The organism is Burkholderia sp. Ac-20344 (assembly GCF_017104975.1).
In the GTDB taxonomy this organism is placed as follows: Bacteria; Pseudomonadota; Gammaproteobacteria; order Burkholderiales; family Burkholderiaceae; genus Burkholderia.
Map to the genome: position 1 here is coordinate 1 of NZ_JAAGPP010000193.1, position 13,624 is coordinate 13,624.

At 69.5% G+C, this 13,624-nt stretch carries 11 protein-coding genes; 5 read left to right on the top strand and 6 right to left on the bottom strand.

Annotated features, from left to right (window positions below; genetic code table 11):
- Window positions 1–177: 177 nt before the first annotated feature.
- On the bottom strand, window positions 178–1,218 hold the full coding sequence (locus tag G3N64_RS34955; RefSeq protein WP_205788228.1) for an alpha/beta fold hydrolase: 1,041 nt from the start codon (window positions 1,216–1,218) through the stop codon (window positions 178–180).
- A 277-nt stretch (window positions 1,219–1,495) separates the two neighbouring features.
- Between G3N64_RS34955 and G3N64_RS34960 the strand changes: the two genes are divergently transcribed.
- Together G3N64_RS34960 and G3N64_RS34965 are read left to right on the top strand one after the other, a co-directional pair.
- The gene (locus tag G3N64_RS34960) at window positions 1,496–2,437 is read left to right on the top strand and encodes a LysR substrate-binding domain-containing protein (protein WP_205788229.1); all 942 of its coding nucleotides are present in this window, start codon (window positions 1,496–1,498) and stop codon (window positions 2,435–2,437) included.
- Window positions 2,438–2,624: 187 nt separating this feature from the next.
- Window positions 2,625–3,857 (top strand): MFS transporter, encoded by a 1,233-nt coding sequence (locus tag G3N64_RS34965; protein ID WP_241021360.1) that lies wholly within the window; start codon window positions 2,625–2,627, stop codon window positions 3,855–3,857.
- Between the two features lie 135 nt (window positions 3,858–3,992).
- Here the strand turns inward: G3N64_RS34965 and G3N64_RS34970 are convergent, their stop codons facing one another.
- Window positions 3,993–5,471, bottom strand: coding sequence for a deoxyribodipyrimidine photo-lyase (locus G3N64_RS34970; RefSeq protein ID WP_205788230.1), 1,479 nt, complete (start codon window positions 5,469–5,471; stop codon window positions 3,993–3,995).
- Window positions 5,472–5,785: 314 nt separating this feature from the next.
- Complete coding sequence (locus G3N64_RS34975) at window positions 5,786–6,766, bottom strand: acetyltransferase (protein ID WP_205788231.1); 981 nt, start codon at window positions 6,764–6,766, stop codon at window positions 5,786–5,788.
- Between the two features lie 561 nt (window positions 6,767–7,327).
- On the opposite strand from G3N64_RS34975, the gene G3N64_RS34985 reads away from it, so the two are divergent.
- Window positions 7,328–8,695, top strand: a complete 1,368-nt coding sequence (locus G3N64_RS34985) for an MFS transporter (RefSeq protein WP_205788232.1) — start codon at window positions 7,328–7,330, stop codon at window positions 8,693–8,695.
- Window positions 8,682–9,731: a beta-propeller fold lactonase family protein gene (locus G3N64_RS34990; protein ID WP_205788233.1), complete on the top strand. Its 1,050-nt coding sequence runs from the start codon at window positions 8,682–8,684 to the stop codon at window positions 9,729–9,731. The genes G3N64_RS34985 and G3N64_RS34990 overlap by 14 nt, the downstream gene beginning before the upstream one ends.
- A 61-nt stretch (window positions 9,732–9,792) precedes the next feature.
- Here the strand turns inward: G3N64_RS34990 and G3N64_RS34995 are convergent, their stop codons facing one another.
- Window positions 9,793–10,830, bottom strand: a complete 1,038-nt coding sequence (locus G3N64_RS34995; RefSeq protein WP_205788234.1) for an AraC family transcriptional regulator — start codon at window positions 10,828–10,830, stop codon at window positions 9,793–9,795.
- A gap of 204 nt (window positions 10,831–11,034) precedes the next feature.
- Between G3N64_RS34995 and G3N64_RS35000 the strand changes: the two genes are divergently transcribed.
- Window positions 11,035–12,144 carry a fatty acid desaturase gene (locus G3N64_RS35000; protein WP_205788235.1) on the top strand — a complete coding sequence of 370 codons (1,110 nt, stop codon included), beginning with the start codon at window positions 11,035–11,037 and terminating at the stop codon, window positions 12,142–12,144.
- 9 nt (window positions 12,145–12,153) lie between these two features.
- On the opposite strand, the gene G3N64_RS35005 is transcribed toward G3N64_RS35000, so the two are convergent.
- Window positions 12,154–12,774, bottom strand: coding sequence for an HAD family hydrolase (locus G3N64_RS35005; RefSeq protein WP_205788236.1), 621 nt, complete (start codon window positions 12,772–12,774; stop codon window positions 12,154–12,156).
- A gap of 142 nt (window positions 12,775–12,916) precedes the next feature.
- Window positions 12,917–13,624, bottom strand: a 708-nt coding sequence (locus tag G3N64_RS35010; RefSeq protein WP_205788237.1) for a hypothetical protein, incomplete at its 5' end; no start/stop codon positions are given.

The following is a 13,624-nucleotide window of genomic DNA, read 5'->3' on the forward strand; positions in this document are numbered from 1 at the left end:
TGAAGCGGAATCGGGCGGGACGAGCATCGACGTGCGGCGGCCTGTGGAATGAAACGTCCGATGTTAATCGATCGGGCGGTGCGGCGAGCCGTTGCGGCCCGCCGGTGTCGATGCCGGCACCGTGCGCCGCACTGACGTTCGCCTTCCCGGCGTGCGCCTGCGTGGCACAGCCGCCCGTCACCCGTTCGCGGCGACGCCCGGCACGCCGCTGCCCGGCCCCCGCCCGCGCGACGCCGGGTGAAGCGCATGCACTTTGCCCCGCGCATCGGCAGGCAGCACGCCGTGCTGCAGCCAGTACAGCGCAAGCGGCCACAGCGTGCCGGTGAAGCGGCTGTGGAAAAACGCGAAATGGCCGATTGCATCGACGCCGATATCGGCCGGCGCGATCCGCAGGTGCGTGACGTCGCTGCCCGTGTAGTAGCCGACCAGCCGCTCGATCGCCTCGACCGTGCCGAACCCGTCGTCGTCGAGGCCGATCGCGAGCATCGGCGCCGCGAGCCCCGCGAAGCGGGCCGGCAACGCGGCGCGGCTCGCGGCGGGTTCGGCGAGCGGGCCGCTCGTATAGCCATCCTCGAAGCGCGCCTGCGAGCGCACCCACGACAGCGCGACGCCGCGCGGCGTGTCCTCCATCCAGCCGAGCCGCTTCGCGGGCACGTAGCCGAACACGGCCGCGAGCACCGGCATCGCGACGTGCCACTTCCACCACATGCGGCGCCGTTCGGCCGGCAGGTAATCGCGCCAGTACGCATACTGCGCGCCGACCGTCACCGCATGCCGCACGTGTACGTTCGAAGCCGCGAGCCCGAGCGCGAACCCGCCGATGCTGTGCGCGACGACGTCGATCGGCTGGCCCGGAAACGCGTCGCGCGCATATTGCAGCGCGGCTTCGCAATCGAGCCGCCCCCAGTCGAGCCAGTTCGCGCGCAGCTTCGCGAGTTGCGCGGGGCGCGACCCGCCGATGCCGCGATAGTCGTAGACGAGCACGTCGCGCCCCTGTGCGAACAGCCAGGCCGCGAAACGAAAGTAGTAGTCGCAACGCACCGACGTCGCGCAATTGATGACCGTCACGGGCCGCGCGACGTTGCTGCCGCGATGGCGCCATACATGACCGCGCAATTCATAGCCATCGGCCGCGCGCAGCGTCACGGGCTCGGGCGGCAATGTGCCCGCCGCGTGGCTGCCCTGCTTCGTTCCGCTGCCTTCGTTCGAAATCGTCATCGTGTCTCCTGTCGGCCGGAGTTGGCGCTTCAGCGCCTACTCCGGCCCCATGGCGTGGATGGGTGGAGTTGGCGCTTTAGCGCTTACTCCACCCCCACGGCGGTCGGTCTGAGTTAGCGCTTCAGCGCTTACTCCAACCCCATGCTTCGCGGCTTGACAGCGCATCAACGCATGAGCGCCTCCTCTATCCTTCGCCGCCCCACACCCGCCTCCATTGAACTTGACGCGCCCCACGTTCTCAACCAATCTTGCTGCTCCGTTCGCATGAGTCACGCGCATGTCAACGCCACTCGTCCGTCTCCCGTCGCTCGACCTCGTCCGTGGCTTCGTCGCCGTCGGCCGCCGCATGAGCATCACGCTCGCCGCGCAGGACCTGTGCGTCACGCAATCGGCGGTCAGCCGCCAGGTGCACGCGCTCGAAGCGCATCTCGGCGTCGCGCTGCTGCAGCGTGGCTACCGGAGGATCGCGTTCACGCCGGAAGGCGAGCGGCTGTTTCGCGTCGCGGATGCGGCACTGCACGACCTGCAGGACACCGTCGCGTCGCTCTCCGCTGCGCGCGAGCGCCAGCCCGTCACGATCACCGCGAGCATCGGCGTCACCGCGCTGTGGCTGCTGCCGCGGCTCGGGCGGCTGCAGGCGCGCCTGCCGGAGATCGACCTGCGCGTCGCCGCGAACGACAAGGTACTCGATTTGCGCGCCGAAGGCATCGACCTCGGCATCCGCTACTGTCCGCGCGACCGCGCGCCGGCCGGCGCGCTGCGCCTGTTCGACGAGATCGTCGTGCCGGTCGCGCATCCGGCGCTCGCCGCGCGGCCCGTCACGAACGCGGCCGCGATCGCCGACCACGTGCTGCTCGAATTCGACGGGCCGCCGCAGCCGCAATTGCAGTGGCGCGCGCACCTGCACGCGGCCGGGCTCGGCGACGCGCGCCCGAAGGGCGTGCTGCGCTTCAACCAATACGACCAGGTGATCCAGGCCGCGATCGCGGGCCAGGGCGTCGCGCTCGGCCGGCTCGCACTCGTCGCGCCGATGCTCGCGGACGGGCGGCTCGCGGTGCTCGGGCCGCACACGCAGGCGCTGTCGGACGCGTACGGCTACTGGCTGTTCCAGCACGATCCGGCCCCTCGCCGCGAAGTCGCCGACGTCCGCGACTGGATGCTCGCCGAAGCGGCCGAATGCGATACCGCGATGCGTGCGCACGACACGGCATCGGCATAAGCCGGCGCGGCCTTTGTGAGCGAACCCGACCGTTGCCGGGCGCGCCCGCCCCACCCCGCGCGCCCCGCTTCGCATTCCCAGCACGCATGCCAACCTGACCGAATGATCGCTTGAGCGACGACGGGCCCGATCGTCTAATCGGATCGAGCGCGGCCGCTTTGCCGCGCGCCTTCATCCGGAGACACGCATGACCCCGATCGAGCAGGAAGTCCGCCGCCGCTGGCTGCCCGTACTGGCCGGCGGCCTGATCATGGGCGCCGCGCTCGGCATCCGCCACGTGCAGGGCCTGTTCCTCGCGCCGGTGTCGCTCGACCACGGCTGGTCGCGCGAAGCGTTCGGGCTCGCACTGGCGCTGCAGAACCTGATCTGGGGCGTCGCGCAGCCGTTCACGGGCATGGTCGCCGATCGCTTCGGCTCGTTGCGCGTGATCGTCGCCGGGATGCTGCTGTATGCGGCCGGGCTCGTCACGATGGCGCATGCTTCGACGACCGGCACGTTCACGGTCGGCACCGGGCTCGTGATCGGCATCGCGCTGTCGGGCTCGGCATTCGCGTCGATCTATGGCGCGCTGAGCCGCCTGTTTCCGCCCGACCGGCGCGGCTGGGCGCTCGGCGTCGCAGGCGCGATCGGCGGGCTCGGCCAGTTCTGCATGGTGCCCGTCGCGCAGGAACTGATCGGCGGCATCGGCTGGCGGCATGCGTTCATCGCGCTGGCGCTCGTCGCGGCGCTGCTCGCGCCGCTCGCCGTGCTGCTGCGCGACCGGCCCGCGCAGGCTGCCGGTGCCGCCGCCGGCCCGGACCAGTCGATCGGCGAAGCCGTGCGCGAGGCGTTCGCGCATCGCGGTTTCTGGCTGCTGAATGCGGGCTTCTTCGCGTGCGGCTTCCAGCTCGCCTTCATCGCGACCCACCTTCCCGCGTATCTGCTCGACCACGGGCTGCCGGCGCGCCACGCGAGCGTCGCGCTCGCGCTGATCGCGCTGACCAACGTGGCCGGCACCTACGCGTGCGGCCATCTCGGCGGGCTGCTGCGGCGCAAGTACGTGCTGTCGGTGCTGTACCTCGTGCGTGCGCTCACGATGGCCGTATTCGTCGCCGCGCCGCTGTCGCCCGCGAGCGTCTACGTGTTCGCGGCCGTGATGGGGTTCACGTGGCTCGGCACCGTGCCGCTGACGAACGGCGTGATCTCGCAGGTGTTCGGCGTGCGCTACATCGCGACGCTGTTCGGCTTCGTGTTCTTCGGGCATCAGCTCGGCAGCTTCTTCGGCGTCTGGCTCGGTGCGCTCGTGTACGACGCAACGCACTCGTATATGCCGCTGTGGATCGGCTCGATCGCGCTCGGCGTACTCGCGGCGTTGCTGCACCTGCCGATCGACGACGCGCGCGTCGCGCGGCCGGCATCGGGTAACCCGGCGTGGGCATGATCCGCGCGGCGCTGGCCGCCGGCACGCTCGCGTTCGTCGCGTGGTGCGGCGCGGCCTACTTCGATTCGGGCGTCGCGTACGCGCTGCTCGAACACGCCGCGTTCTGCAATTGATGCGGCAAACCGGAGCGTGCGATCAGCGGCGCTTCGGCAATGCAGCCAGCGCATCGAGCGCGCGGGTACGCGCGGCCGCATGCTCGACGAGCGGCGCCGGATAGTCGACGCCGAGCCGCACGCCGGCCGCGTCGAGCTCCAGCGGCGATGCTTCCCACGGCGCATGGATCGATGCGTTGTCGAGGCCGGCGAGCTCGGGCACCCAGCGCCGCACGTACGCGCCGTCCGGGTCGAACTTCTGTCCCTGCGCGACCGGATTGAAGATGCGGAAATACGGCGCGGCATCGGCGCCGCAGCCCGCCACCCATTGCCAGCTCGCCGCGTTGTTCGCGGGATCGGCGTCGACCAGCGTGTCCCAGAACCACGCTTCGCCCGCGCGCCAGTCGATCAGCAGATGCTTGATCAGGAACGACGCGACGACCATCCGCACGCGGTTGTGCATCCAGCCGGTCGTCCACAGTTCGCGCAGGCCCGCATCGACGAGCGGATAGCCGGTCAGCCCGAGCTGCCATGCGCGCAGCGCGGCGGGATCGTCGCGCCACGGCATCGCATCGAACTGCGCACGGAAGTTGTCGGTCGCGAGCGCCGGGAAGTGGTACAGCAGCGTGTAGCTGAACTCGCGCCAGCCGAGTTCGCTCAGGAATTTGTCGGCGTCCGCGGCAACGGCCGCGCCGCCTGCGTTCGCGGCGCCCTGCACCGCATGCCACACCTGTCGCGGCGACACGTTGCCGAACCACAGGAACGGCGACAGCCGGCTCGTCGCGGGACGGTCGGGAAGGTCGCGCGCATCCGCATAGCCGGCGAGCGATGTCGTCAGGAATGCGTCGAGCCGGACATGTGCACCGGCTTCGTCGGGCGCGGGCCATGCGTCGCGCAGGCCGCCGGCCCAGTCCGGCGAGTGCGGCCGCAACGCGAGCGCATCGAGCGCCAGCGTGCGGTCACTCACGCCTTTCGGCCACGGATGAAACGCGATCCGCTCGGGCTCCGGCAACGGTGCGGCAACCGTGCGGTCGCGGCGCGCCGCGCGCCAGTACGCGGTGAACACCTGGTACGGCCCGCCGCTGCCCGTCAGCACCTCCCACGGCTCGTTCAGCAGGCTGCCGTTGCTGCTCTCGACCGTCACGCCGCTCGCCTTGAGCGACGCCTTCAGCACCGCGTCGGCGTCGCGCTGCGGTTGCGCATAGCGGCGATTCCAGTACACGGCGGCCGCCCGCGTGTCGTGCACGACGCGTTCGATCTCGCGCTGCGCGTCGCCGCGCAACAGCAGCAGGCGCCCGCCATGACGTGCAAGCACGGCGTCGAGCCCGGCCAGCGCCCCGTGCAGCCACCAGCGCGCCGCGCCGCCGAGCGGGCGCCCGGCGCCGGCGCCCGTGTCGTCGACGAATACGCAGACGAGCGGCCGGCCCGATGCCACCGCGCGCGTCAGCGCGGGCTGGTCGGTCACGCGCAGATCGTCGCGGAACCAGACGATCGCGGGAGCGACGGTCGACTTGGCGGGCACGGGCACCTCGATGACGAAAGCGGGAAGAGACCCGTATTGTCGCGGCTGCGTTGCGCAGTGTCGACGGTCGACGCGCCGGCGCACCGGCGTGCGACTGCCGCCGGCGGTCACGGCAGTCGCACCACCCTGCTGCGCCGACGACACGCCTTAGTCCATTCCGACGATTCTTCACCGCGTGCGCCGGCCTACGCTCGATGTCGGGTGCGCCGTGCTGCGCGGCACGTGCCGGCCGTGCTCGCGGGCGCGACCGGTTGATCCGCTGCGATGCGCGCGCCGTGCGAGGGTGCACGTCGCACGCATCGCAGACCGTTGCGTCAATCGAGCCGGAACGCCGCCTCGAATCGCTCGGCGAACGCGTCGAACTCGGTTTCCGGCAGATGGTTGATCCCGCCCGCGCGCTTGCGCCCGCCGCCGGTCGGAAAGCCGCGACAGAACTCGTCGGCGCCGAGCGGCCGGCCGTCGGGCACGCGCACGCTGACGACGAGCCCGCCGTCCGCTCGCGGCGACAGCACCGCGAGCGCCGCATGCGGCGCGTTGCGCATCCGCTCGTTCGCGAGCATGCCCGTCGCACGCCGCGCCCAAGGATGATCAGGCATCCGGACCAGCGTCGCACCGGGCACCTCGCGCAGCGGCGCGAGTGCACATGCACGCGCCATATCGTCGCGGTAGCCATCGCGCAGCGCGGCGAACACCGCCGTCTCGCGCACGAAATCGAGCGGGTCGACGCAGGGCAGCATCGCGTCGGCGAGCGCCGCCGGGTCGAAATGCAGATCGCCGACACACTCGCCGTATGCGTTGTAGTTCAGGTAGAGCCCGAGCTCGGCGAGCGTATCGCGTTGCGCATCGTCGATCGCATGCTCGCGCGCGAGCGCGTTGCCGAGCGCCGGCAGTTCGTCTCCGAATGCCGCGACGATCGCCCAGCGCACGTGCCGGCCGCCGAGATGGCGGCTCACGATCGCGCTCGTGCAGACGTCGGCCGCCGTGTCGATATGCGCGTCGAAGCGCGGATCGTCGGGCAGCTCGCCCGCGAAGTGATGATCGAAATAGCGGACGGTCGCGCCGTCGCGCAGCAGCCGCGCGCACGCGTCGCGATTCTGGTCGTGCGACACGTCGAGCACGGTGACGATGTCGCCCGAGCGCGCGTCGATCCGCTCGAGCAGCTTGATGTCGCGTTTCACGCCGGTCACGAGCGTGCCGTGCACGCCCTCCGCGAGCCGCAGTTGCTGAAGCGCGCACAGCCCGTCCGCATCGCCATTGAACGCGAAGAAATGCCGCGCGTGTTGATTGTCCTGCATGATCCTTTGTTCCGTCGTCAGGGCATGAAATCGCCGCCGTTCGCGTCGAGCGTCGCGCCTGTCACCGCATTCGCACAGTCCGACGCGAGGAACAGCGCCGCGCGCGCAGTTGTCGGTCGGCAGCGTTGCGAGCGCGATGCTCGACGCGATCGGCGCGATGATCCGTTCTTCCGTCATCCCGCACTCGGCGGCCGCCTGCCGGAAATACGTCTGCGTCGGCACGCCCCACATCCACCCCATGTGGATGCTGTTCGCGCGAATGCCGTGCACGCCAAGTTCGCACGCCAGGTATTTTGCCGTAACCGCGAGCGCCCCTTTCGAAACAGCGTAGCCGGCGGTCGGCGCACACTCATTTCATGTCATACGTCATCAGATGTGAATCCATAACCGGTGGATCTCATGAAATTCCCCAATATCTGGGCAATTCCCGGGTAAACCCGCGACGTTTCCATCGGCACTCAGGCGTACCATGTCATACGACGACATACTACACAGACTGCCACCCAGACGCGGACGCGGGCAACCATCGCCCCGTCCGCCGCCGCCCGACCGGAGACACGCTTGAACCCGCCCTCGCCCGCCCTGCCCGGACGCGACCCGCTCGCGTCCGCCGTCTCGAAAGTGAAGTGGCATGTGCTGCCGCTCGTGCTGATCATGTTCATCGCGAACTACATCGACCGCGTGAACGTCGGCTTCGTCGATCGCCACCTCGAAGCGTCGATCGGCATCGGCGCGGCCGCGTACGGCCTCGGCGCCGGGCTGTTCTTCGTCGGCTACGCGCTGTTCGAGGTGCCGTCGAACCTGCTGATGCAGCGCTACGGCGCACGCGTATGGCTGGCCCGGATCATGGCGACGTGGGGCATCGTCGCGGCCGCGATGGCGTTCGTGTGGAACGACACGTCGTTCTACGCGCTGCGCTTCCTGCTCGGCGCGGCCGAGGCCGGCTTCTTCCCCGGCGTCGTGTTGTACCTGTCGCAATGGCTGCCGCCGCAGGAGCGCGGCAAGGCGATGGCGATCTTCCTCGGCGGCTCCGCATTCGCGTCGGTGCTGTCCGGGCCCGTCACCGGCGCGCTGCTGTCGATCCGTGGCTTCGGCCTCGAAGGCTGGCAATGGATGTTCCTGATCGAAGGGCTGTTCTCGGTCGCACTGTGCGGCGCGAGCTGGCTGCTGCTGAAATCGCATATCCGCGACGCAACGTGGCTCACGGCAGAAGAACGCACGGCGCTGCAGAACGCGCTCGACGAGGAGCGCGCGACCCGCGACGTCCGTTCGAACGTGCCGATGCGCGCCACCACGCTGCTGCGCGATCCGCAGATCCTGCTGTTCTGCTTCCTGTACTTCTCGATCCAGCTGACGATCTACGCGGCCACGTTCTGGCTGCCGACGATCATCCGCAAGATGGGCGGGCTCACCGATTTCCAGGTCGGCCTGTACAACACGATTCCGTGGATGATCGCGATCGGCGCGATGTACGGCTTCGCGGTGCTGTCGTCGAAGTGGAAGCACCCGCAACGCTGGCTCGCAGTCGCGCTCGTGCTCGCCGCATGCGGGCTGTTCGCGTCGACATCGCCCGATCCCGTGTGGTCGTTCGCGTCGATCTGCTTCGCCGCGCTCGGCTTCAAGGCCGCATCGTCGCTGTTCTGGCCGATCCCGCAGGGTTATCTCGACACGCGCGTGGCCGCGGCCGTGATCGCGCTGATCAACTCGGTCGGCAACCTCGGCGGCTTCGTCGCGCCGACGGCGTTCGGCTATCTGAAGCAACATACGGGTTCGATCACGGGCGGGCTGTATGCGCTCGCGATCGCTTCGCTCGTCGCCGCGGTCGCCGCGCTGTTCGCGCGCACGCACCGGCGCAGCGATCCGCCGCGCGGCCTGCCGGCCGACAAGTCCTTCACGAACGCTTCGATGCTCCGCCATGCCGAACACTGACCGCCTGACCGTCGTCGTCTCGAATGCCGCCGACGGCGACCTCGCCACATTCGCCCTCGCGGCCGACGGCACGCTCGCGCCGATCGCCCGCTACCCGGCCGCCGACGTCGCGATGCCGATCGCCGTGCAGGCCGACCATGCGCGGCTCTACGTCGCGACGCGCGGTGAACAGCCGACGATCGTTGCGTTCCGCGTCGTGCCGGCCACCGGTGCGCTCGTGCGCATCGGCGCGACCGCGATCGACGCGAGCCACGCTTATCTGTCGCTCGACCGCAGCGGCCGCTGGCTGCTCGGCGCGTCGTACGGCGGGAATTCGCTGAGCCTCTACGACGCCGCACGCGTGCGCGACGGCGACGGTACGCCGCTGCAGGTTACCGGCGGCATCGCGAACGCGCACTCGGTGATCGTGTCGCCGGACAACCATTTCGCATACGTCAGTTCGCTCGGCTCGGATCGCGTATTCAGCTTCGCGCTCGTCGAGGACGCGGCCGGCCTGCACGCACTCGAACACGGCGAAACCCGCGTGCCGGCCGGATTCGGCCCGCGTCACCTGCAGTTCGCACGTGACGGCCGTGCGCTCGTCGTCGTCAGCGAATTCCAGGGCACGCTCGCGACGTTCGCGCGCGATCCCGACACCGGCCGGCTCGGCGATGCGCACGTGAGCGCACGCCATCCGGCCGTCGCCGAGCTCGCGCAAGGCCATGCACGACCACCCGCGCCCGCCGAGCCGTCCGTGTGGGCCGCCGACCTGCACCTGACGCCCGACGAGCGTTTCGCCTATGTCAGCGAACGCACGTCGAGCCGCCTGCTCTGCTATCGCCGCACCGAAGACGGCACGTTCGAACCCGCGCATGCGACCGCCACCGAAACGCAGCCGCGCGGGTTCGCGATCGCTCCGTCGGGGCGCTGGCTCGTCGCCTGCGGCGAACAGTCGGAATACGTGTCGGTGTATGCGATTGCGCCGGACGACGGCACGCTGTCGCCGCACGCGCGCGTGCCGGGCGGACGTGGCGCGAACTGGGTCGCGATCGTCTGAAGCAGCGACACGCGGGGCATGACTCGGCAGGCCCGCCACGCAGGCCGGTACGGACCCGCGTTCAGCGCCGCTCGCTCGGCGCGACGCCCGTCCAGCGCTTGAACGCACGCGTGAAATTGGCGCGGTCCGTATAGCCGACGCGCGCCGCAATCTCGTCGACCGGCAGCCGTGTGCCCTCGAGCAGCCGCAGCGCGTCGCGCAGCCGGATCTCGTCGAGCAGCACCGAAAAGGTCGCGCCGTACTCGGCGAGCTTGCGCTTCAGCGTGCGCGCCGACACATGCAGCTCGCGTGCGACGTCGTCGACCGACGGATAGCCGTCCTCGCCACAGATCAGCAGGTTGCGCACGCGCTCGACGATGCTTTCCGCATAACCGAGCCGCGCGAGTTCGGCTTCGCACTGCTGCACGATCATCTGCGCGGTGTGCGCGTTCGCGGTGCCGATCGGTTCGTCGAGCAGCGCGGCATCGCAGCGGATGCGGTTCGCGCTCGCGTCGAAATGGCAGCGCGGCAGCCGCGCGCGATAACGCTCGAACCACGGCGGCTCGGGCCATTCGAAATGGAGTTCGGCACGCGACTGCAGCGTGCGCCCCGGCACCGGATACAGCAGCGAATTGAACAGGATCGCCGTCTCGACCAGGAAGTTCTCGACCGCGAACTGCCGCAACCGGCCGAGCGGAAACGCTTCGAGCACGTCGATGTCGACGATCCCGTCGATCTGCGCGAGCCGCACCGAGAAGAACGGCACGCGCGTCGGCAGGTAGCGGATGCCGAGCGAGATTGCCTCGCCGAGCGTCGCGCAGCTCATCAGCCCGAAGCCGATCAGTCCCGCTTTCGTCAGGCTGCTGCGCAGGCCGATCTCGATCGCGATCGACGGGTCGTCCGTCGCGTCGAGCAGGTTGAACACGATCGCCGCCTGCTGCAGCGGCGTGATGCGCGCATCGGGCTGCGCGAGCCGGTCGCGCTTGACACCCGAGCCGGCGAGCACGCGGCCGCCGTCGATGCCGCGCTCCTCGGCCAGCATCAGCATGAACAGCGCATACGCGGACGACACCGTCGCCTTGTTCAGCTGGCGTGCGGCATCCGGGACGGACAGGACCATGCGGCGGACTCCGGAGCGGTTTTGGCGGATTGTAGCGTCGCTGGCCCGTAATGACACCGGGGTGAAACTCTAGCCGCGCCGGCCGGCCATCGTGGCCCGAAATGACACTGCCATTGGCACCCGCGGCCCTCGCGTGCGGTCCGGCGCACGCCTATGCTTGTCACATCGGCATTGCGCCCCCCCTTTCCGCAGGCATCCCGGTCGATGAGCCAACCCGCACGAACCGCCTTTCGCAACGACGCGGACAAGGTCGCGTACGTCCGCCGCGAGGTCGACGCCGCGAGCGACGCGATCCGCGCGCGCTTTCCGCTGCTCGACAACCAGAATCTCGTCGGCGCGACCGTGATGGCCGCCTCGGTGAGCGCGATGCTCGCGATCGCCTGGCTGTATGCGCGCGGCGCGATCGCGTGGTACGTCGCGCTGCCGCTCGCCGCGTTCGTCACATCGCTGATCCACGAGCTCGAGCACGACCTGATTCACCTGATGTACTTCAAGAAGACGCCGTGGGCCTATCACCTGATGATGGCGCTGTGCTGGCTCACGCGGCCCGGCACGATCAACCCGTGGACGCGGCGGCGCATGCACCTGCATCACCACAAGGTGTCGGGCGGCGAATCGGATCTCGAGGAATTCGGCATCACCAATGGCGAGCGCTGGGGCGTGAAGCGCCTGCTGATGATCGCGGACGGCATGCTCGCCGTCGTGCTGCGGCCCGCCGCGATGCGCCGCAAGGTGAAGCAGTATGTGGCCGCGCAGCCGGTGCAGGATCCGTCCGAGCGCCTGCAGTTGCGCGTCGAGCAGGTGTCGTCGTACATGCCGGTCGGTCACGCGTACTACGCGCTGTGGCACGCGTTCATCGTCTATCACGTCGGCCTGTTCGCGCTGCATGCATTCGGCTACCCGGTGACGGTGCCGGCCGTCGTCGAACGCGTGATGCGCGTCGTCGATTTCCTGGCCGTGGTGTGGCTCGGGCCGAACTTCGTGCGCAGCTTCTGCATCAACTTCGTCAGCTCGAACATGCATTACTTCGGCGATATCGACTCGCGCAACGTGATCCAGCAGACGCAGGTGCTCAACCCGTGGTGGATGCTGCCGTTCCAGCTGTTCTGCTTCAACTTCGGCAGCACGCACGCGATCCATCACTTCGTGGTGCGCGACCCGTTCTACATCCGCCAGCTGACCGCGCGCACCGCGCATGCGGCGCTGCGTGAAGTCGGCGTGCGCTTCAACGACGTCGGCACGTTCGCACGGGCGAATCGCTGGGGCGCATATCGTCCGTCACGCGGTACGCGCCAAGCTCAGGCAGACGCATAACGAACCGCATCAATCGCCGATCGGCGGCATCGGCCCCTGCCCGCGGATCCACGACCAGTTCGCGAGCTCGGCCATTTCCTTGTCGCCGCGGCTGTCGCCGTACGCGAACAGCTGTTTCGGCGGCCGGTTGCCCCACCACCCGCGCAGCCGCACGACCTTTTGCGGCCCCCAGCAGTTTTCGCCGTCGAGCCGACCGGCGAAGGTGCCACGCTCGAACGCAAGCCGCGTCGCGAGCACCGCATCGAAGCCGGCCGTCCTGGCCCACTTCTCCAGATACAGCGACGGCGACGCGCTCACCAGCACGACTTCGTGCCCGCGTGCCCGATGCTCGCGGATGCGTTCGAGCATTTCCGGACGCACGAGGCTCGGCAGATAGGTGTCGACGAACGTGCGCGCCTGCGCGTCGAGCGCGTCCTCGCGCACCGGCCCGAACGCGAACGACGCGAACTTCGCCTTCGCGTCGCCGCGCGACAGCAGCCCGGCCTTCATCGCGACGATCCATGGCAGTGCACGGAGCCCGGCCCACGCGAAGCGCGGCGTGCCGACCGCATAGCGGACGAAATGGCGAAAGCTGTCGGTCGTCGTGATGGTGCCGTCGAAATCGAATGCGGCAACGATGCGGTCGGTCATGGAGAATCGGCGGGAAAGCGATGAGATGCCCGGGAAGATAGCAGACTCGCGCCGGTGCACGTGAAACGGCGTGACACGGCGTGGCCTGTGCAGCGCACGCGAGCGCCGCCGCGCGCATGTTCGTGCCGCTCGTGCCGTTCGTTCAGCGCTGCGGTCGCGCCGCCAATGCAGCCGGCAGCACGACGTTCATCAGGTGATCGGCGCGCGACAGCAGATCGGTCACGCGCTCGTCGAGCCCGCGCAATTGAGCGGGTTGCAAGCGGATCTGCTGCACCGCCTGCCCGACGATGTTGCGGCGGTCGAACAGCGTGCGCTCGACGCCCGCGTCGTCCGGTGCGCGCACGACGTCCGACACCGCGCTCAGCGCCGCGAGCACGACCACGAGGTTTTCTTCCGCATGGCGGACCTTCGCGGCAAGCTCCTCGGTACGGCGCGGAAAGAAGCCGAGCGACTGCTTGAGCGCCCCGATCGCCGCGCGGTAGTCGACGTGGCTCGACGCCGCGCCGAACCAGCGTTCGAACATGCCGGCCTTGCGCGTCGCCTGCGCGAGCATGCCGGCCATCATGTCGGCCGCGCCGAGTTCGTTGAATTCGCGCGTGGTCGCCGCGACGGCTTCGACGAGGTTGCCCGCCGTCTCCAGCGCGCCGTCGCCGATCGTCGCGACCGTCGCGAGCTTGAGCGGCACCAGTTGCCGGATGTGCCGCTCGATGCGCGGCGCGTAGTCGGGATAAAGATTCGGGAAGCTGGCCTGCGCGGCGCGGAAGCACGCTTCGAGCTGCGGATGGTTCGATTCGCCGAACACGGCGCGGCCGACCGCCTCGGCCGGCGCCTCGCGCACGGCCTTGTCGGG